Annotated in this window: 16 protein-coding genes; 7 read left to right on the forward strand and 9 right to left on the reverse strand. The window is 71.7% G+C overall.

Annotation, left to right across the window (positions count from 1 at the left end):
* Positions 1-23 precede the first annotated feature (23 nt).
* Positions 24-1004: an L-histidine N(alpha)-methyltransferase gene (egtD, locus tag DI269_RS24510; protein ID WP_112140890.1), complete on the reverse strand. Its 981-nt coding sequence runs from the start codon at positions 1002-1004 to the stop codon at positions 24-26.
* Between the two features lie 52 nt (positions 1005-1056).
* Entirely contained in the window at positions 1057-1944 is an 888-nt protein-coding gene (locus DI269_RS24515; RefSeq protein ID WP_232822892.1) for a carbohydrate kinase family protein, read from the reverse strand.
* Between the two features lie 209 nt (positions 1945-2153).
* On the opposite strand from DI269_RS24515, the gene DI269_RS24520 reads away from it, so the two are divergent.
* Complete coding sequence (locus DI269_RS24520) at positions 2154-2765, forward strand: DUF4245 family protein (RefSeq protein ID WP_112140894.1); 612 nt, start codon at positions 2154-2156, stop codon at positions 2763-2765.
* On the opposite strand, the gene DI269_RS24525 is transcribed toward DI269_RS24520, so the two are convergent.
* Together DI269_RS24525 and xseA are read right to left on the reverse strand one after the other, a co-directional pair.
* A complete protein-coding gene (locus tag DI269_RS24525) occupies positions 2762-2965 on the reverse strand; it encodes an exodeoxyribonuclease VII small subunit (RefSeq protein ID WP_112140896.1) in 204 nt (67 codons plus the stop codon). The genes DI269_RS24520 and DI269_RS24525 overlap by 4 nt on opposite strands.
* Positions 2962-4179 (reverse strand): exodeoxyribonuclease VII large subunit, encoded by a 1218-nt coding sequence (gene xseA, locus DI269_RS24530; protein WP_112140898.1) that lies wholly within the window; start codon positions 4177-4179, stop codon positions 2962-2964. Before xseA ends, DI269_RS24525 begins: the two co-directional genes overlap by 4 nt.
* 125 nt (positions 4180-4304) lie before the next feature.
* On the opposite strand from xseA, the gene DI269_RS24535 reads away from it, so the two are divergent.
* On the forward strand, positions 4305-5267 hold the full coding sequence (locus tag DI269_RS24535) for a 4-hydroxy-3-methylbut-2-enyl diphosphate reductase (protein WP_112140900.1): 963 nt from the start codon (positions 4305-4307) through the stop codon (positions 5265-5267).
* Here DI269_RS24535 and DI269_RS24540 read toward each other — a convergent pair.
* Positions 5264-6394, reverse strand: coding sequence for a DNA recombination protein RmuC (locus tag DI269_RS24540; protein WP_112140902.1), 1131 nt, complete (start codon positions 6392-6394; stop codon positions 5264-5266). The two genes, DI269_RS24535 and DI269_RS24540, sit on opposite strands and share 4 nt — an antisense overlap.
* Before the next feature lie 41 nt (positions 6395-6435).
* Here DI269_RS24540 and DI269_RS24545 point away from each other — a divergent pair, with 41 nt between their 5' ends.
* The 3 genes from DI269_RS24545 (at position 6436) to DI269_RS24555 (ending at position 13967) form a co-directional block, all read left to right on the forward strand.
* Entirely contained in the window at positions 6436-7200 is a 765-nt protein-coding gene (locus tag DI269_RS24545) for a hypothetical protein (RefSeq protein WP_112140904.1), read from the forward strand.
* Between the two features lie 485 nt (positions 7201-7685).
* Positions 7686-11024, forward strand: a complete 3339-nt coding sequence (locus tag DI269_RS24550) for a S8 family serine peptidase (RefSeq protein WP_157975182.1) — start codon at positions 7686-7688, stop codon at positions 11022-11024.
* Positions 11025-11237: 213 nt separating this feature from the next.
* The gene (locus DI269_RS24555; protein WP_157975183.1) at positions 11238-13967 is read left to right on the forward strand and encodes a S8 family serine peptidase; all 2730 of its coding nucleotides are present in this window, start codon (positions 11238-11240) and stop codon (positions 13965-13967) included.
* Between the two features lie 54 nt (positions 13968-14021).
* On the opposite strand, the gene DI269_RS24560 is transcribed toward DI269_RS24555, so the two are convergent.
* Positions 14022-15128, reverse strand: coding sequence for an alkene reductase (locus DI269_RS24560; protein ID WP_112140926.1), 1107 nt, complete (start codon positions 15126-15128; stop codon positions 14022-14024).
* A 56-nt stretch (positions 15129-15184) separates the two neighbouring features.
* On the opposite strand from DI269_RS24560, the gene DI269_RS24565 reads away from it, so the two are divergent.
* Complete coding sequence (locus DI269_RS24565) at positions 15185-15562, forward strand: MerR family transcriptional regulator (RefSeq protein ID WP_112140910.1); 378 nt, start codon at positions 15185-15187, stop codon at positions 15560-15562.
* 48 nt (positions 15563-15610) lie between these two features.
* Here DI269_RS24565 and dgoD read toward each other — a convergent pair whose 3' ends face one another.
* From dgoD to DI269_RS24580, 3 genes are read right to left on the reverse strand one after another with little or no spacing between them, the layout of a single operon-like run.
* Positions 15611-16756 (reverse strand): galactonate dehydratase, encoded by a 1146-nt coding sequence (gene dgoD, locus DI269_RS24570; protein WP_112140912.1) that lies wholly within the window; start codon positions 16754-16756, stop codon positions 15611-15613.
* A 36-nt stretch (positions 16757-16792) separates the two neighbouring features.
* Positions 16793-17524, reverse strand: coding sequence for an SDR family NAD(P)-dependent oxidoreductase (locus tag DI269_RS24575; protein ID WP_112140914.1), 732 nt, complete (start codon positions 17522-17524; stop codon positions 16793-16795).
* A complete protein-coding gene (locus DI269_RS24580; protein ID WP_198667724.1) occupies positions 17521-18753 on the reverse strand; it encodes an ROK family transcriptional regulator in 1233 nt (410 codons plus the stop codon). The genes DI269_RS24575 and DI269_RS24580 overlap by 4 nt, the downstream gene beginning before the upstream one ends.
* A gap of 114 nt (positions 18754-18867) precedes the next feature.
* Here DI269_RS24580 and DI269_RS24585 point away from each other — a divergent pair, with 114 nt between their 5' ends.
* On the forward strand, positions 18868-20214 hold the full coding sequence (locus DI269_RS24585; protein WP_112140918.1) for an extracellular solute-binding protein: 1347 nt from the start codon (positions 18868-18870) through the stop codon (positions 20212-20214).
* The last annotated feature ends 66 nt before the right edge of the window (positions 20215-20280 follow it).

A 20280-nucleotide genomic window follows, 5' to 3' on the forward strand; every position in this document is an offset into this window, starting at 1 on the left:
CGGGGACGCGACCGGCACGCGCGTTAGACCGCTTCGGCGAGGAACACGCCCATGTAGCCGTGCTCGTCGGTCCAGGACGCGGACGGTTCGAACCCGGCGGCCCGCAGGTCGGCCTCCAGTTCGGCGGGCCGGAACTTCACGGAGATCCCGGTGCGGATCTCCTCCCCGACGGTGAACTCCACGTCGAGGCCGAGCCCGGCGACGTCCACGGCCATCGGCTTCATCGCGCGCAGCCGCATGTCGACCGTCTCGGCGCCCGAGTCCCACACCGCGACGTGCTCGAAGTGGTCGGGCTCGAAGTCGGCGTCGAGGCGGTGGTTGAGCACGTGCAGGACGTTCCGGTTGAACTCGGCGGTCACCCCGGCCGCGTCGTGGTAGGCGCCGAGGATGACCTCGGGGTCCTTGACGAGGTCGGCGCCGAGGAGGAACCGGTCGCCGGGGCGCAGGGCCTCGCGCAGGTCGGCCAGGAACTGGGCGCGCTCGGGGGCGGCGAAGTTCCCGAAGGTCCCGCCGAGGAACGCCACGAGCCGCGTGTCGTGGTGGTCGGGCAGGTGCGCGAGGTGGCGCGTGAAGTCGCCGACGATCCCGCCGAGGTACGCGTCCGGGTAGGCGGTGGCGAGTTCGAGGAGCACGTCCCGGACCTCGCCTTCGGCGACGTCGAAGGGCCAGAACGCGTCGAGGCGCCCGGCCGCGGTGAGCGCGTCGAGGACGGGCCGGATCTTCTCGGCCCGGCCCGCCCCGAGCTCGACGACCGAGACGGGGCCGGTGCCGAGGGCCGCGGCGATGTCGGCGGCGCGGTCGCGCAGGACCGCGCGCTCGCTGCGGGTCTGGTAGTACTCCGGCTGCCTGGTGAGCTCGCCGAAGAGGGCCGACCCGCGGCCGTCGTAGTGGAGGCGCATGGGGAGGTGCTTGGGGCGCGAGGTCAGGCCGCGCCGGGCGTCGAGGCGGAGGCTCGCGTCGAGATCGTCGTCGTCGAGGCAGATCCGCAGTTCCGGTTGTGACACGAGTCCATTTTATGCCGCTCGTGTCCGAGTTACGGGAGAGTGAACCAGCCGGTCAGGGGGCGCCGGGGACGGTGCACGCCTGGGCGGCGATCTGGCTCGCGTACCGCAGGGCCGCCGCGATCACGGTGGCGTTGCCCCAGGACGGGAGCCGGTCGCGGGACATCCAGCCGGCGGAGGTGAGCCAGCCGAGGAGCCCCGAGGTGTAGGCGTCGCCGGCGCCGATCGCGTCGACGACGTCGACTTTCACGGCGGTCATCTCGGTGACGTGGTTGCGGTGGAACGCGACCGACCCGGCGTCCCCGAGCGTGACCACGACCAGTTCGGGCCCGAGGGCGAGCCAGTCGCGGGCGACCCGGTCGACGGGGACGCCCGGGTAGAGCTGCGCGAGGTCGCGTTCGGAGGCGCGCACGAGGGTCGACAGGCCCACGAGGCGCTCGGTGCGCTCGCGGACCTTCGCGGCCTCGCCCATGGCGCCGAGGCGGATGTTCGGGTCGAAGGTGACCGGGACGGACCCGCGGGCGCGGTTCACCCAGTGCTCGATGATGCGCGCGGACGGCTCCAGGTAGGCCGCGAGCGACCCGAAGTGGACGAGGTCGACCGTGCCCGGGTCGGGCCTGGGCAGGGCCCGGCCCTCCCACGCGAAGTCGGCGGTGCCGGTGGTCCAGTAGTCGTAGTGCGCGGTGCCGTCGCCGTTGACGACGGCGAGGCCGAGCGTCGAGGGCAGTTCGGTCCGCTGGAGCCAGTCGCGGCGGACCCCGGCGGAGATGTGGCGGCGCCAGACGCGGCGCCCGAAGTGGTCGCCGCCGACCGAGCCGACGAGGGCGGTGGGGATGCCGCGCTTGGCGAGGGCGACGGCGGTGTTCGCGGGTCCGCCGCCGCAGGTGGGGCGGAGTTGGCCTTGAGGTGCGGGCACGAGGTCGATGACGTTCTCGCCTGCCACGAGGATCAACGGGGGCTCCTTCCGGTCGGGCGCGAGTGCCGCTGCGGAAAGGTTATTGCAGTGCCTGGGAGGCCCGGAAGTCGGATTCGCGCCTCGATGGCCGGACGCGTCCCGGTTCGGCGGTGGCGTCTGGCGGCACCCGGGACTCGTGGGCCACGCCGCGGCGGGGCGGTTCGGGGCCGCGCGGGGCGGTCGTTCAGGATGGGAGGATGTCCAGCGAAGAGGTCAGGACCGGGGTCCAGGACGCCGGGGGCGATGTCGACGTCGACGAGGCGCAGGCCGAGGCCGAGGCGAACGCCGAGTCGGCGCGGTCGTCGCGTCCCAAGCCGCGGCGGATGCGCGACATGGCGATGTCGATGGCGGTCCTGCTGGTGCCGCTCGGCCTGTTCTACTGGGCGTGGAGCTGGCTCGCCGAGGACCGCCAGGTGAACGTGGTCGACACGGGCGAGAACTACGCGGCGGCCGCGGGCCTGGGCCTGCCGGCGATCGAGCCGGAGCTGACCGAGGACTGGAAGCCGATCTCGACGCACCTCGCCGCCGACGGCGAGACCACGACGCTGCGGACCGGCTGGTACTCGCCGGACGGCAACGGGCTCCAGATGTCGGAGACCAGCGGCGACGCGACCGAGGTCGACGAGGGCATCACCGGCGCCGGCACGCCGGTCGAGGCCGGCGGCATCGCGTGGGCCTCGTACGAGCTCGACTCGGGCGAGGCGTGGGTCGCCGAGATCGACGGCGTCACGGTCGTCCTCTCCGCCGAACCCGACGGCATCCCCGACCTCGACGGCCTCGCCGAAGGCGTGGCCGCCGCGGTCGGCTAGTCCTCGGATTCGGGCTGCGTGCGCGCCTGGAGGCGCTCGCGGGCGCCTTCGAGGTGCGACTGGCACAGGTCGGCGAGGGCCTCGCCGCGCTCCCAGAGCTTCAGCGACTCCTCCAGCGTGGCGCCGCCCGCCTCCAGGCGCTCGACCGTCGCCACGAGCTCGGCCCGGGCCTCCTCGTACGTCAACCGCTCATCGCTCACTCGTCGTCCTCCCTAGTCTCGGCGACCGTCTGCACGACCGCCGCCCGCAGCGATCCCGCCGCGAGCCGCACTTCGATGGCCTCCCCGGCGTCGGCCGCCGCCCGCAGGACCGCCCCCGACGCGGTGTCGGTGACGATCGCATAGCCGCGGTCCAGTGTGGACTGCGGTGAGAGGGTCCTGATCCGCGCCCGCAGGTGCTCCAGGTCGTCGATCGACCGCTCCAGGCGCGAGTCGACGCGGGACCGCATGCGGTGCACCAGGTTCGCGAGCGCCTCGGACCGGGCCTCCAGCATCGTCTCGGGCCTAGCGAGCACCGGCCGGGCGCGCATCGCGGCGAGCGCGTCGCCCTCGCGGGCGAGCATCGCGCCGACGGCCTGGCGCAGCCGGGTGCGGCTGATGTTGAGGCCGCGCTGCTCCTCGGCGAGGTCGGGGACGACCTTCTTCCCGGCCTCGGTGGGCGTGGAGGCGCGCCAGTCGGCGACGTAGTCGAGGATCGGCGTGTCCGGCTCGTGCCCGATCGCCGAGACCACGGGCGTGACGGCCTCGGCCACGGCCCGGCACAGCGTCTCGTCGGAGAACGGCAGCAGGTCCTCCATCGAGCCGCCGCCGCGCGCGATGACGATGACCTCGACGTCGGGGTCGCGGTCGAGCTCGGCGAGCGCCGCGCACACCTCGGTGACCGCGCGCGGCCCCTGGACGGCGACCTCGCGGACCTCGAAGTCCGCCGAGGGGAGGCGGGCCTTCGCGTTCTTGAGGACGTCGCGCATCGCGTCGGAGGCGCGGCCGGTGATGAGCCCGATCCGGTACGGCAGGAACGGCAGCGGCTTCTTCCGCTCGGCCGCGAACAGGCCCTCGGCGGCGAGGAGCTTCTTGAGCCGCTCCAGCCGCGCGAGCAGCTCACCGAGGCCGACCTGGCGGATCTCGCGGACGTGCAGCGACAGCGAGCCGTTCTTGTCCCACCACTGGGCCTGGGCCCGGATGACGACCTGGGCGCCGTCGCGCAGCGGCGGGTCGCAGGCGGCGACCGCGCCGGTGAAGTCGACGACGCGCATCGAGACCTCGGCGGAGGGGTCGCGCAGCGTCAGGTAGACGGTGCGGCCCCGGTGGCTGATCTCGGTGATCTGCCCCTCGGTCCACACCTCGCCCAGGCGCGCGAGCCAGTCGCCGATCTTCTTCGACACCACCCGCAGCGGCCACGGGTTCTCGGCGCTCATCGGCGCGCCCGGCCCGGCGGCCGGGACCGGGGCGCTCGGCGCTTCGCTGCTCTGCTCTGCGGCTGACACGTGGCAAGCCTAACTGTGGGGTGTGACCAAACCGGGCGTCCGGATACCATCGAGGCGTGGCAGACCCGAAGCGAGTGTTGTTGGCCAAGCCGCGCGGGTACTGCGCGGGCGTGGACCGTGCAGTGGTGACCGTCGAGAAGGCGCTGGAGCTGTACGGCGCTCCGGTGTACGTGCGCAAGGAGATCGTGCACAACCGCCACGTCGTGGACACCCTCGCGGCGAAGGGCGCGGTGTTCGTCGAGGAGAACGAGGAGGTCCCGCCCGGGTCCGTCGTCGTCTTCTCCGCGCACGGCGTGGCGCCCGAGGTCCACGACCAGGCCGCCGAGCGCGGCCTCAAGGCCATCGACGCGACCTGCCCCCTGGTGACCAAGGTCCACAAGGAGGCGCGCCGGTACGCCGAGGAGGACTACGACATCCTGCTCATCGGCCACGAGGGCCACGAGGAGGTCATCGGCACCTCCGGCGAGGCCCCCGAGCACATCCAGCTCGTCGACGGCCCCGACTCGGTCGACGGGGTCACCATCCGCGACCCCGAGAAGGTCGTGTGGCTGTCGCAGACGACGCTCTCGGTCGACGAGACCATGGAGACCGTCGACCGGCTCAAGAAGCGCCTGCCGATGCTCCAGAGCCCCCCGAGCGACGACATCTGCTACGCGACCCAGAACCGCCAGCAGGTCGTCAAGGACATCGCGGCCGACTGCGACGTGATGCTCGTGGTCGGGTCGAAGAACTCGTCGAACTCGGTGCGGCTGGTCGAGGTCGCGGTGCAGCACGGCGCGCGCACCGGGCACCTCATCGACTTCGCCCACGAGATCGACGAGGCCTGGCTCGAAGGCGCCTCGACCGTGGGGCTCTCCTCGGGCGCCTCGGTGCCCGACAACCTCGTGCAGGACGTCCTCGCGCACCTCGCCCAGCGCGGGTTCACCAGCGTCGAGGAGTTCGAGCCGGTGACCGAGAAGATCACCTTCCAGCTTCCGCGCGAACTCGTCACCGACCTCCGTGCCGCCGGCCGGGCCTAACGCAGGTTCTCGTCCCACGACGGTTTGCGCGCCGGCGTCACCACAGGTGCCGGGGATTCGGGCGGGTCTCCCGCGACCTCCAGTTCGCTGAAGCGGCGGGCCGTCACCAAGAGCCGCGACTCGACGCTCGCGACCGCCGCGTTGTAGGAGCCGACCGCGGCCTCCAGCGACGAGCCGAGCCGCGAGAAGTGCCCCGCGACCGACCCGAGCCGCTCGTGCAGCTCGCGCCCCAGCTTGTGGACCTCTTTGGCGTGCAGCGCCAAAGCCTCCTGCCGCCACGTGTGCGCCACCGTCCGCAGCAGCGCCATGAGCGTCGCCGGCGAGGCGATCACCACGCCCCGCGCGAACGCGTCCTCCAGCAGCGCCGGGTCCCCGCGCAGCGCCGCGTCCAGGAACGCGTCGGCGGGCACGAACAGGACCACCATCTCCGGGGTGTCGTCGAACGCCCGCCAGTACTCCTTGCCCGCCAAGGCCTCCGCGTGTCGGCGCAGGTGCTTCGCATGCGTGCGCAGCAGGTCGTCCCGGCCGCCCTCGTCCTCGATCTCCAAGGCCTGCAAGTACGCCTGGAGCGGCGCCTTCGCGTCGACCACGAGGGTCCGCCCGCCCGACAGCTTCACCACCAGGTCGGGGCGCACGCCGCGCCCGTCGACCGATGCGGTGTGCTGCTCGGTGAAGTCGCAGTGCTCGACCATCCCGGCGGCCTCGACGATCCGCCGCAGCTGCACCTCGCCCCACTGGCCGCGCACCTGCGGCGACCGCAGCGCGCCCAGCAGCCGCCCGGTCTGCTCGCGCAGGCCCTCGGAGATGTCGGCGACGCCGGAGAGCTGGATGCGCAGCTGCGCGTACGCGTCGACGCGCGCCCGCTCCACGTCCCCGAGCCGGTTCTCGTAGCGCGCCAAGGTCTCCGTGATCGGCGCCAGGACCTGCCCGACGGCTTCGCGCGAATGGTCGGTGGCCTCGTAGGCGACGGTGCGGAGCGTCGCCTCCAGCCGGTGCTCGTTCTCGGCGGCCGCTTCCAGCCGGGCGGTCGCCGCCGCCAGTTCCGCGGCCTGGCGCGAGCGCCCCGCGAACCAGCCGCCGACGCCCCCCGCCGCCAGGCACACCGCCGCCAATAGGACCCACGTCATAGGGGCCAGTGTAGGCGCGCGGCCACGGGTAGGCTCGGACCATGACGCTGTGGTTGATCCTGCTGGCGGTCGCGCTCGCCGTCATCTTCTACGTGGTCCGCTCCAATAAGCAGCGGGCCGAGGCCGAGCTGGCCGACGCGCAGGCCGAGGCGCGGCGCCTGCACGAGCGCCTCGGCGGGCAGACCATGAACCTCGTCGCCCCCGGCGACAACCTCCCCGCCGCGCAGGCCCTCGCCGACGCCGGCGAGCGCTACACGGCGACCGGCTCCCAGCTGGACCTGGCGCAGTCGATCAACCAGTACCGGCTCGCGGCCGAGACCGCGATCGAGGGGCTCCACTACGTGCGGGCCGCCCGCACCGCGATGGACCTCGACCCGGGCCCGGAGATCCCCACGATGCGCGGACAGCGCCGCACCGGCGCGCTCACCGAGCCGGTCAGCGCGGAGGTCGAGGGGCGGCGGTACACCGGTTCGCCGGATCCGAGCGACGAGAACCGCCACTACTATCCGGGCGGCAATGTGGACGGTCGTCCCGTCCCGTCCGGGTGGTACAACACGCCGTGGTGGCAGCCCGCGCTGGCGGGCGCCGGCGGCGCGTTGGTCGGGATGATGATCTTCGATGCGATGATCTCCCCGGCGTACGCGATGGGCGCGGTCGAGGGCGGGTACGCCGACGGCTACCAGGACGGGTTCTCCGACGGCGGGGACGCTTCCGCGGATGCGGGGGACTCGGGCGGGGACTACGGCGGCGGCGATTTCGGCGGCGGCGACTTCGGTGGCGGCGGCGATTTCGGCGGGTTCGAGTAGCCCGGACGCGACGGCTTCCAGGCCCCTGCCCGTGTGGGCGGGGGCCTTTCCCGTGCCCAGGGGTGCAGAAGGGGTAATGCGGCCACTACTCGACGTGAGTCCCAAGGGTCCCAGTGACTATGCACAACCTTCTTTATGATCTTGGTCACCGAGTTTACTCTACGTAGCGTTTCCGGGCTGTTGACGAAGCGTTACTCCGGGCGCGGGCACGTCCCCCTTCCGCCGTACTGCGAGGGAATCTCCCGAGTTCAGGGGCTCTGCCGGGGCTTCCCGGTACGGGCCTTTCGTTCACTTTGGATCATCTGGCCGTTACCGGAGTTCTGTGAACGCGTGACCGAACCATACAAAGTGGGGCCTTGTGCGTTCGTTTGTGGACTGGCACCGTGTCTTCGTCGGCGTCCGTGAATCCGCGCGGCGCGCCGGCGCGACCCCCCTTGCTCCGGGGCGTCACCCCGCACCCGGAGCCCAACAGAACAGGAGCCGTCGTGACGAATCAGCAACGACGATGGCGTCGAATCCTCGCGGCCTCGGCTGCGGGCCTGCTGGTATCGGCGATGCCCGGTACCTCGGCCCTCGCCCAGACCGACACCGACGCCCTCATAGAGGAGAAGGCCGCCGCCGACCTCCTCGCCCTGATCGAGAACGAAGGCGAGGCCGAACTCTGGGTGCGCTTCGAAGGAGCCCCCGACTTCAGCCCCGCCCTCGCCGCAGACACCAAGACCGAGAAGGGCTCCGAGGCCGTTGCAGCGGCCAAGGAGTTCGCCGAGGCCTCGCAGAAGGACGTGATCGACCTCCTGGAGCAGTCCGGTGTCGAGTACGAATCCTACTGGGGGTCCAACACGATCCGCGCCGTCGGCGGCAAGGACCTGGTCGCCGACCTCGTCCAGATCGACAATGTGGACGCGCTGATCCAGTCCCCGGAGTACGAGCTCATCGAGCCCGTCACCGACTCCGGGTTCGGCACCACCGCGACCGAGTGGGGCGTCGACGCGATCAACGCCCCCGACGTGTGGGACCTCGGCTACGACGGGACCGGCGTCGTCGTCGCCTCGATCGACACCGGCGTCGACTACGACCACCCGGCCCTGGTGAACCAGTACCGCGGCAACAACGGCGACGGCACCTTCACGCACGACTACAACTTCTACGACGTCGCGAACACCTGCGCCGGGGACGCCCCCTGCGACACCAACGGCCACGGCACCCACACCATGGGCACCATGGTCGGCGACGACGGCGGCGCCAACCAGATCGGCGTCGCCCCCGGCGCCGAGTGGATCGCCGTCAACGGCTGCTGCCCGAGCGCCGCCGCGCTTCTGGACGCCGGCGAGTGGATCGCCGCGCCCACCAAGGCCGACGGCACCAGCCCCGACCCGTCCAAGGCGCCCGACGTCGTCAACAACTCGTGGGGCACCACCGCCTCCGTCGACGACCCGTTCTACGAGGACATCGTCGCGCTGTGGCACGCGGCCGGGATCATCCCGGTCATGTCCCTGGGCAACAACGGCGAAGAGGGCTGCGAGTCGGCCGGATCGCCGGGCCTGTACCCGAACGTGATCGGCGTCGGCGCCTACGACTCCGCCGGCGAGATCGCGTACTTCTCCGCCCGCGGCCCCGGCCGCGACGGCCAGGTCAAACCCGACCTCGCCGCCCCCGGCGTCGCCACCCGATCGGCGATCCCCGGAACCGGCTACGGCCTCAAGAGCGGCACCTCCATGGCCGCACCGCACGTCGTGGGCGCCGTAGCGCTGATCCTCTCCGCCGCACCGGCACTGGACGGCGACTACGAGGGCGTCTACGAAGCGCTGACAGGGACGGCGGTCCCCGTCGACGACGACCAGTGCGGCGGCACCGCGGACCTGAACAACGTCTGGGGCCACGGCAAGCTCGACGCGCTCGCGGCGGTCCTCGCCTCCCCGATCGGCGACACCGGGTCCATCACGGGCACGGTCGTCGACCAGGACGGCGCGCCCGTCGCGGACGCCGACCTCGTCTTCACCGGCGACTTCACCCGCTCCGCCACGACCGGCGACGACGGGACGTTCACGCTCCCCGTCGTCCCGACCGGGACGTACGCGGTCACCGTGAACAAGTTCGGGTACGGCGAGACCACCGGCTCGGTCACCGTCGCCGCCGATGAGGCCGCGGTGTTCGACGCCGTCCTCACCGCGGTCCCGTCGTCCTCCATCAGCGGCACCGTCGTCGACGGCGGCGGGCACGGCTGGCCGCTCGCGGCCACCGTGAGCACCACCGGCGGCGAGGTCTCCACCACCACCGACCCGCTCACCGGCGAGTTCTCCCTGACCCTCCCCGAAGGCGAGTGGGAACTGGTCGTCGAGGCCGACTACCCCGGCTACCAGCCCGTCACCGTGGACGTCGTGTCCGCGGCCGACCTGGTCGTCGAGGTCCCGATCGCCGACAGCTGCACCGCGCCCGGGTACGGGTACGAGCCGCTCGGCAACGGCTTCGAGAGCGGGAGCCTCCCGGCCGGCTGGACCGTCGTCGACCGCGGCGTCACGCCGTGGGAGTTCGACGACCCGGGCGCCCGCGGCAACCGCACCCCCGGCTCCGGCGGGTTCGCCGTCGCCGACTCCGACGAGCAGGGCTCGGGCAACAAGCTGTTCGACTCCGACCTGATCTCGCCGGTGTTCGACCTGTCCGCCGCCGACGAACCGGTCCTCACCTTCGCGACCGACTACTACAAGGGCTCCTACAACACCGTCGCCGAGGTCCTCTTCAGCCCCGACGGCGGCACCACGTGGGAGACCGTGTGGGCCCCGACCGCGAACGCCCGCAACCAGACCGTCACCGTCGACCTGTCCGAGTGGGCCGACTCCACCGAGTCGCAGCTCAAGTTCCACTACAACGACAACCGCACCTGGGCCTGGTGGTGGGAGGTCGACGACGTGTTCGTCGGCACCTCCCGCGACTGCGCCCCGATCGAAGGCGGCCTGGTGCGCGGCACCGTGACCGACCAGGAGACCGGGGAGCCCTTCGAAGGCGCCGTGGTCACCCACACCGCCTCCGGCTACTCGGCGACCACCGGCGCCGACGGCGGCTACTGGACCTTCGCGCCGGGCTCGGGCCCGTCCGAGTTCACGGCCGTCGTCGCCGACTACGGCTCCGCCACCGAGGAGGTCGCGATCGTCCCCGACGGGGTCGTCGCCGCCGACTTCGCCATCGGCGTCGCCAACATCTCCGTCAGCCAGACCTCCATCAGCACCTTCGTCGCCCAGGGCGGCTCGTGGTCGACCAAGCTGAAGCTCACGAACTCGGGCACCGCCGACGGCGAGGTCACGTTCTCCGTGGACGACGGCGGATTCGCGATCCTCGGCTACGAGTACCCCGGCGACACCTCCTGGCTGACCACGAGCACGAACTCGGTGCTCGTCCCCGCCGGGAAGTCCGTCACCGTCACCGTCAAGACCAGCGCCACCGCCGCCGGCGGCGTCGACCAGCCGGGCACCTACACCGCGACGCTGACGGCCAACGTCGTCAGCCCGCACCCCTCGCCCACGGTAGACGTCTCGATGCTCGTCGTCCCGACCGTCGACCAGGGCAAGGTGACCGGGACGGTCCTCGCCGCGACCTGCGAGGGCACCACCGTCCCGATCGGCGACGCCCAGATCCAGGTCCGGCCCGCCGACGGCGACCGGTTCCACTTCTGGACCGCCGACGACGGCACCTACGCCTACTGGTTCCCCGAAGGCGACTTCACCGTCATCGCCTCCAAGGACGGCTACGCCGCCGACTTCGGGAGCCTCGCGCTCCCGGCCGGCGACACCGCCGACCTGAGCTTCACCCTGGAGGAGCTGAACTGCTGATACCGAAGTGAACAAGCCCCCTGCCGCACGACGCGGCAGGGGGCTTTTCCGTGTGCCTAAAACGGATCGAATGCAACCGGTCCGGGCCTTCGGGGCGTACGTCCGTTGGGGACCCCAAAGTGGAGCTACCCCTGTCAACATGTCAATAGTCATCCAATTCCCTCCATACCCAACGGCTCCGGCGCCGCCGGGGCCACCCCCAAGGAGAAATTCGTGACAGTTGCACAGCGGCGCACGCGCCGCATCCTCGCCGCCGCCTTCGCAGGCGCGCTCGTACCGGGGCTCGCCGCCACCGGCGCGGCCGCCCAAGAGGCCGAGACCACCGAAGCCCTGATCGCAGAGAAAGTGGCCCCCGAACTCGTCGCCGAGATCGGCGACGAGGGTGACGCGGAGCTTTGGCTCCTCTTCACCGGCGCCCCCGACTACGACGCGGCGCTCGCCGCCGACACGAAGGAGCAGAAGGGCGCCGCCGCGGTCGCGGCCGCCAAGGCCTACGCCGAGACCTCCCAGCAGGAGGCCGTCGCCGCACTCGACGCCGCCGGCGCCGACTACGAGACCTACTGGGGCGCCTCCACGATCAAGGTGCAGGCCGACGAGGACCTCCTCGCCGACCTCGTCGCCCTCGACACCGTCGAGCAGGTCGTCGCCGCACCCGAGTACGGCATGATCGAACCGATCGCCCCCGGCGGCAAGGACGAAGCCGACGGCGGGTTCCAGACCTGGGACGCCGTCCAGTCCGCCGCCGCCGAATGGGGCGTCGACGACGTCGGCGCCCCCGAAGTGTGGGACGAGGGCTTCACCGGCGAGGGCATCGTCGTCGCCAACATCGACACCGGCGTCCAGTACGACCACCCCGCGCTCGCGGACTCCTACCGCGGCAACAACGGCGACGGGACCTACACGCACGACTACAACTTCTACGACATCCAGGACGCCTGCGAAGGCGACGACCCCTGCGACGGCGACGGCCACGGCACCCACACCATGGGCACCATGGTCGGCAACGACGGGATCGGCGTCGCACCCGACGCCGAGTGGATCGCCGTCAACGGCTGCTGCCCGAGCATCGAGACGCTCATCCTCGCCGGGCAGTGGATCGCGGCCCCCACCAACTCGGAAGGGAAGAACCCCGACCCGCTCAAGGCGCCGCACGTCGTCAACAACTCCTGGGGCACCACCATCCCCGGGTACGACCCGATCTACGCCGAGGTCGTCGACCTGTGGCACGCCTCGGGCATCATCCCGGTGTTCGCGGCCGGCAACAACGGCCCCGCGTGCCTCACCATGAGCACCCCCGGCGTGTACGAGAACGTGATCGCCGTCGGCGCGTACGACGAGGACCACGAGATCGCCGAGTTCTCCTCCCGCGGCCACGGCCTCAACGGGACCCTCAAACCCGACGTGTCCGCGCCCGGCGTCGACGTCCTGTCGGCGCTCCCGGGCGACGAGTACGGCCTCGGCGACGGCACCTCCATGGCCGCACCGCACGTCGCCGGCTCCATCGCACTCCTGATGTCGGCCTCGCCGACGCTCGAAGGCGACTACGAGGCCGTCTACGAGACGATCACCGGCACCGCCGTCGACACTCCCGACGACCAGTGCACCGGCGACGACGAGGCCAACAACGTCTACGGCCACGGCCGCATCGACGTCGAAGACGCCGTCGACGAAGCCCCCGCAGGCAAGTTCGGGTCCCTCTCGGGCGCCGTCACCGACCAGGACGGCAACACCGTCCCCGGCGCCAGGCTCGTCTTCGAAGGCGGCGTCGTCCGCGAAGCGACCACGAACGCCGACGGCGAATACGCCTTCGAACGCATCCCGGCCGGACGCTACCGCGTCACCGTCTCGAAGTTCCTCTACGGCGAGACCACCGGCGTCGTCCGCGTCAACCGCAACGGCGCGGCCGTCTTCGACGCCGAGATCGAACGCCTCGCCACCCGCACCGTCGCCGGCAGCGTCGTCGACGGCGGCGGCCACGGCTGGGCCCTCGACGCCGTCGTCTCCACCGCCGGCGGCGAAGCCGTCGGCGAGACCGACCCGTTCACCGGCGCGTTCAGTCTGGAGATCCCGGACGAAGGCGACTGGCCGCTCACCGTCGAGACCGCCTACCCCGGCTACCAGGTCGTCACCGTCGACCCCGACGACGCCGCACTCATCGAAGTGCCGCTCCTTGAGGGCTGCCTGGCGCCCGGCTTCGGGTCCAGCGTGCTCGACGAGCGCTTCGAATCCCTTGCGGCGCCGAGCGGCTGGGAAGTCGTCAACAACGGCGAGGACGACTTCCCGTGGGTGTTCGACGACCCGTGGGGCTACGGCAACTTCACGCCCGGCTCCGGCGGCTACGCCGAAGCCAACTCCGACGCCTCAGAAGTCGACCTGCTCACCGACACCGACCTCGTCACCGCGCCGTTCGACCTGAGCGCCGCGGCCGACCCGACCCTGTCCTTCGCGAACTTCTTCGTCGACGGCGGCATCGGCTCCGAAGCCGAAGTGCTCGTCTCGGTCGACGGCGGAGCCACCTGGGAACAGGTCTGGTACACCAACGAAGACCTCGAAGCCACCATCGAGACCGTCGACCTGACCGACTGGGCCGACCAGACCGCCGTCCAACTCAAGTTCCACTTCACCGACAACGCCACCTGGGCCTACTGGTGGATGGTCGACAACGTCCGCGTCGGCGGCTGCGAAGCCCTCGACGGCGGACTCGTGCGCGGCACCGTCACCGACGCGGCCACCGGCGACCCGATCGCCGGCGCCCGCGTCTACGACCCGGCCGCGGCCACCGCCGCCGTCACCGACGCCGAAGGCAAGTACGTCCTCTTCACCGACGCCGGCGACCGCACCCTCGAAGTGAGCGCCGGAGGCTACACCGCCGGCACCGCCGAAGCCACCGTCGTGAACGGCGAGATCACCGGCGCCGACGCCGAACTGGAGGCCGAAGCCTGAACTGACGCAAAATAAACGGGGCTCCCTGCTTTCGCAGGGAGCCCCTCTCTCGTTCTACGCCTGAAGGAACGGGTAGTCCACGTACGCCTCAGGACCCCGCCCGTACATCGACCGGTCCTCCCGCACCGGATTCAGCGCCGCACCCGTCCGGTACCGCTCCACCAGGTCCGGGTTCGCCAGGAACGCCCGCCCGAACGCGATCACGTCCGCACCCGCCTCCAGCAGCGCCACACCCCGCGACAGGCCACCGTCCACCGGGATCGGCAGCGCCTCGCCCAGCTCCGGATTCGCCACCAGCGGCCCCGCCCAGCGCCGCCGCAACTCGGCGAACAGCGGCTCGCCCGGCAGCGCCCGCCCGACGTGCAGATACGCCAACCCCAAGTGCGACAACGCGTCCAGCAGCGCCGGGAACACCGCCTCATTGTCCGACACGTCGATCCCGTTCCCCGTGTTCCACGGCGAGATCCGCAGCCCCGTCCGGTCCGCGCCCACCTCCGCGACCACGGCCTCCACGACCTCCACCACGAACCGGATCCGGTTCTCCACCGAACCCCCGTACCGGTCCGTCCGCCGGTTCACGCTCGTCGTCAGGAACTGGTTCAGCAGGTACCCGTTCGCCGCATGCACCTCCACGCCGTCCGCGCCCGCGCACCTCGCGTTCCGCGCCGCCGCAGCGAACTCGCCCACGGTGTTCTTGATGTCCGCCTCGGTCATCTCGACCGGGACCGGCGCGTCCTGGTGCCCCGTCGGCGTGTGGATCCCGCCGGGCAGACGCACCGCCGACGGCGCCAGCGGCAGGTGCCCGCCCGGGTTGTTGTCCGGGTGGCCGATCCGGCCGCCGTGCTCGATCTGGAGCACCAGCAGCCCGCCGCCCGCGTGCACCGCGTCGGCCACGGCCCGCCAGCCCTCGACCTGGTCCTCCCCGTAGAGGCCCGCGATCTCGGGGTACGTGAACCCGTACGGGCTCGGCGTCGACGCCTCGCCCACGATGAGGCCGGCGGACGCGCGCTGGCCGTAGTACTCGGCCATGAGCGGCAGCGGCACGCCCTCGAACGTGGCGCGGTTGCGCGTCATCGGGGCCATGACCATGCGGTTGGGGAGCTCCAGGGCCCCGAGCCGGATGGGCTCGAACAGGCGCCGGGCGGTCGATTCGTTCGTCATGCGGGTAGCGTAGAACCTGACACCCATGTGAGGTTCAAGGGAATGTGAGGCACGCCATGCGAATCGGGGAGCTGGCCAAGCGGACCGGCGTCAGCGTCAGGTCCCTGCGCTACTACGAGGAGCGCGGCCTCCTCGCCTCAGAACGTACTCCAGGCGGCCACCGCGAGTACGCGGAGAAGGCCGTCGACCGGGTCATCCGCATCCAGGTCCTGTTCGCCGCCGGGCTCAACTCGGCCACCGTCGACTCGATCCTGCCGTGCATCCACGACGAGGACGGCGGCCCCAACGAGCACACCACCGAGAGCCTCGCCCGCGAGCTCACGGCCGAGCGCGAGCGCATCGACCGCACCATCGCCGACCTCCAGCGCACCAGGGCGATCCTCGACGAGGTCATCGCCACCGCGGCCCTCCCCGAGCCGGTCGAGGCCCGATAGGGAAGGGGCGGAACGCATCGCGGCCCGCCCCCGGTTCCTACGCGGCCCCTACCACTCCGCGAAGGTCCCGTCCTCCAGGCGCCACACCTGGTTGCGCCACCGGTGCGGCGACTCGGCGGCCTTGCGGACCGCGGCCTCGTCGACCTCGATGCCGAGCCCCGGTTTTGTCGGACGTGCGACGTACCCTTCGTCGAATGCGAACACCGAGGGGTCCACCAGGTAGTCGAGCAGGTCGTTGTCCTTGTTGTAGTGGATGCCCAGGCTCTGCTCCTGGATCAGGAAGTTCGGGGTCGCGAAGTCCACCTGGAGGCTCGACGCCAGCGCGATCGGCCCCAGCGGGCAGTGCGGCGCCAGCGCCACGTCGTACGCCTCCGCCATCGCTGCGATCCGCCGCACCTCCGAGATCCCGCCGGCGTGCGACAGGTCCGGCTGCGCGACTGCGATCCCCGCCGGGAGCACGTCCCGGTAGTCCCAGCGCGAGTACAGGCGCTCGCCCGTGGCGATCGGGATGGAGGTGCCCGCGGCGACGGCCGCGAGGTCCCGCGAGAACTCCGGCAGGACGACCTCTTCCACGAACAGCGGCAGCACCGGTTCGAGCAGGGGCAGCACGCGGCGCGCCATGGCCGTTGAGAAGCGACCGTGGAAGTCGATCGCGATGTCGAAGTCGTCCCCGACCGCCGCCCGCAGTTCCGTGAACTGGTCGACGATCCGGTGCACGGCCGCCGGGGACTCGATGTGCCCCAGCTGGGCCGCCGCGTTGCACTTCGCGGCGTCGAAGCCGTTCGCCTTGGCGCGCAGTGCATCCTCGGCCAGGGCCTCGACGGTGTCGCCGCCGATCCAGGTGTACACGCGGACCTTGTCGCGGACCGCGCCGCCGAGCAGCTCGTGCACGGGGACGCCCAGGGACTTGCCCTTGACGTCCCACAGGGCCTGGTCGATCCCGGCGACGGCGCTCGACAGCACCGGCCCGCCGCGGTAGAACCCGCCCTTGGTCATGACCTGCCAGTGGTCCTCGATCCGCGACGCGTCGGCGCCGATGAGGCGCTCGGCGAGCGTCTCGACGACCGCGGCGACGGCTTCGGCGCGCCCCTCGACGATCGGCTCGCCCCAGCCGACGACCCCGTCGTCGGTCTCGACGCGCACGAACAGCCATCGGGGCGGGACGAGGAAGGTCTCGATTCTGGCGATGTTCAAGGGAACCTCAATCTCTCGTGGAGGAATCTCAAGGGGCTAGCGGTGCTTGACCTGCCAGCCGCCGTCGACGGCGAGCTCGGCGCCGGTGACGTACGCGGCCTCGTCGGAGGCGAGGAACGCGATCACCGCGGCGACCTCCTCGGGTCGGCCGAGTCGGCCCGCGAGGGTCTTCCCGGCCTCGTCGGCGATCGACTCGGAGGACAGGCTGGAGAACTGGCGGGTGAGGATCGGGCCGGGCACGACCGCGTTGACCCGCACCGCGGGCGCGTATTCGACGGCGAGCTGGCGCACGAGCGCGGCGAGGCCGCCTTTCGCGGCCGCGTACGCGGCGAAGCCGGGGTAGGAGGCGTGCGCGTGGACGCTCGACACCGCCACCACCGAACCGCCTGCGGCCGTGAGCGCTTCGGCGAACACCTTGAGCCCCAGGTAGGTCGCCTTCAGCGTGACCGCCTGGACCACGTCCCAGTCGTCCTCGGGCAGTTCGTGCGGGGCGCCGAAGCGCAGCGCGTACGCGTTCGAGACGAGCACGTCGAGGCGCCCGTGCTCGCGAACCACACACTCCGCCAAGGACTCCCAGTCCGCCAACCGCGAGACATCACAGTGGACGAACACGGCTCCGGTCTCGGCGGCGGTCTTCGCGCCCGCGGCGTCGTCGACGTCGGCGAGGTACACGACCGCGTCCTCCGCGATGAGCCGCTCAACGCATGCGGCTCCGATCCCCATCGCGCCGCCCGTGACCACGGCGACCTTGCCTTCGAAGCGGCTCATGAGGCAACCCCCTCCGTAGAAGCCGGAGGCGGATCGGTGAGGTCCACCAGGGCCGCGGCCAGGTCCAGCCGCTCGCGCAGCACCAGGGCCGCGCCGCCGACCGCTCCGGCCTTGGCGCCCAAGTCGAGTGCCGCAGGGACCACGTCCACCTCGCGCACCAGCGTCAGCGCGTACCGCCGGATCGCCGTCCGCAGCGGCTCCAAAAGCACTTCACCGGCCCGCGCCAGCTCGCCGCCGATCACGATCCGCTCCGGGTTCAGCAGGTTGCACAGGCTCGCCAGCACCCGCCCGGTCATCTGCCCGACGTCCGCCAGCACCCCCTCACAGGCCCGGTCCCCGGCCGCCGCAGCGGCCAGCACGTCCTCCACGGTCGCCTTGGCCCCCAAGTGGGGACGCAGCGCCGCGAGCACCGCCGGAATTCCCGCGTGCAGCACCAGGCAGCCGCGGTTCCCGCACGGGCACGCCGGACCGTCCACGTTCACCGACGTGTGCCCCAGCTCCCCGGCCGCCCCGACCGCGCCGCGGAACACGCGGCCGTCCAGGATCAGCCCGGCCGCGATCCCGCTCGACAAGCCGACGTACAGCAGGTCGCGCACGCCGCGCCCGGCGCCGCTGTAGGACTCCGCGACCGCTTCGAGTCGCGTGTTGTTCTCGATCGCGACCGGCAGCCGCAGCCGCTGCGCGAACTCGTCGGCCGCGTGCACGTGGGACCACGGCTGGCCCGGCAGCGAGGTCGACACGATCCCCGTCGACTTCTCGATCGGCCCCGGCAGCCCGATCCCCGCCCCCACGATCCGGGCCCGGTCGAGCCCGTTCGCCTCGATGAGGCGGTCGAGGAGGTCGGCGGCGACGTCGATGCGCTCGGCCCAGCCGAGGTCCACGTCCACGGCCTGTCCGGCGCCGGCGATCTCGTTGTGGCCCAGGTCGGAGAGGTGGACCCACACGTGGTCGAAGGTGAAGTCCATGCCGAGGGCGACGGCCGCGGCGGGGTTGACGACGAGGGTCTCCTTGGCGCGGCCGTCGGACCCGGGGCCGGCGCCGCGGGACTCGACGACGAGGCCGCGGGCCATGAGGTCGGCGACGATCGTCGACACGGTCGTGCGGGAGAGGTCGGCGAGGCGGGCGAGCTCGGCGCGGTGCACGGGCCCCTTGCGGAGCAAGAGGGTGAGCAGGCGCTCCTGGTTCGCGCGGCGCAGTGACTGGAGGGAACCGCTGCTTGTCCGGGGCATGCGGCGATCATACCCGTCGGGCATAAATCTTTGTCAAGAGTCTTGACGAAATTGCGTCCGCGACGTTAAATTTCGTCCACAGACTTTCGTAACCCCTTTTTGAAAGGCGAACCCATGCGTGAATCCCTCGGGACACCGCTGTCCCGTCGCGGCCTGATGCGCGGCACGGCCCTCGGCGCGGCCGGCGTCGCGGGCGCCGGCGCCCTCTCCGCCTGCGCCCCTTCGGCGGGCGGCGACAGCGGCAAGACGACCCTCACGATCATGGCCCCGGAGAACGAGTTCAGCCCGGAGTTCCTCAAGTCCGCCGAGGAGCAGCTCGACGTCACGATCAAGCGCGTCGAGGTCGACGCCACCAAGCTCACCGCGATGCTCGCCAGCGGCACCGCCCCCGACCTGGTCCGCGGCCTCGGCGCGGTCGAGACGCCGTACATCGTCGCCCGCGACCTCGCGCTGCCCCTCGACGACTACTTCGCGTCCAGCGAACTGCTCAAAGAGGACGACATCGACCCCGTCAACGACGTGTGGCGCTACGACGGCTCCGTGCAGGGACAGGGCCCGCGCTACGGCATGGCGAAGGACTACTCGCAGGACGCCATGTTCTGGTACAACACCGCCCTGTTCGACGCCGCCGGCGTCGCCTACCCGTCCGAGACCGAGCCGGTCACATACGACCAGTGGCTCGACATGGGCAGGGAGCTCACCCAGAAGGACGGCGACACGACCACCGTCTACGGCCTCTCCGCGGGCGGCCTCGGCCTGTTCATCAGCCTCGCGAACATGACCGCCTCCGCGGGCGGCAGCCTCCTGTCCGAGGACCTCGGCGCCGTCGACTTCTCCTCGCCCGAAGGCCAGAAGGCCCTCACCTGGTTCCTGGAGTACGCCCGCGCCAAGGTCGGCTTCTCGCCGGTCGAACCGAACCCCGACGGCTGGGACTGGCCCCCGTACCAGACCGGCCGCCTCGCGCAGTCCTGGTCCGGCTACTGGTTCGGCGGCGCGATCGGCGCCGAGGCCGAACTCGCCGCGACCTCCCGCCTCGCCCCGGCCCCGACCATGGGCGGCGACCGCCTCAGCCCCTGCTTCGGCGCCACCGGCTACTGGATCCCCAAGGCCTCCAAGCAGCAGGACGAGGCCTGGCAGCTCTTCGAGTGGTTCATGGGCGGCGACCCGGCCAAGGAGCGCGCCGCCGGCGGCTGGGGCCTGCCGAGCCTCCTCTCGCTGCGCGCCGACCTGCCCACCGGCACCCCCGCCCAGGAGCAGGCGCTCGCGGCCGTGGAGGCCGAGGCCGACTACTTCAAGGTCCTGTCGTTCTCCCCGTACGTCAAGGTCGAGGCCCTCGACGCGGTGCTCAACCAGTACCTGCCCGACGCGATCAACGAGAACGCCAGCGCGGGCTCCCTCGCCGACACCCTGAACGCCGACATGAACGCGCTGCTCGACGAGGGCAAGGAACTCGTCAAGTGACCGCGGTCCTCACCTCGCCCGAGGCTCCCCCGGAGTCGCCCGCCCGGCCGCGCAGGAGGCGCGGCC

The sequence above is a fragment of the Glycomyces dulcitolivorans genome (assembly GCF_003265355.1).
GTDB classification, from domain to species: domain Bacteria; phylum Actinomycetota; class Actinomycetes; order Mycobacteriales; family Micromonosporaceae; genus Glycomyces; species Glycomyces dulcitolivorans.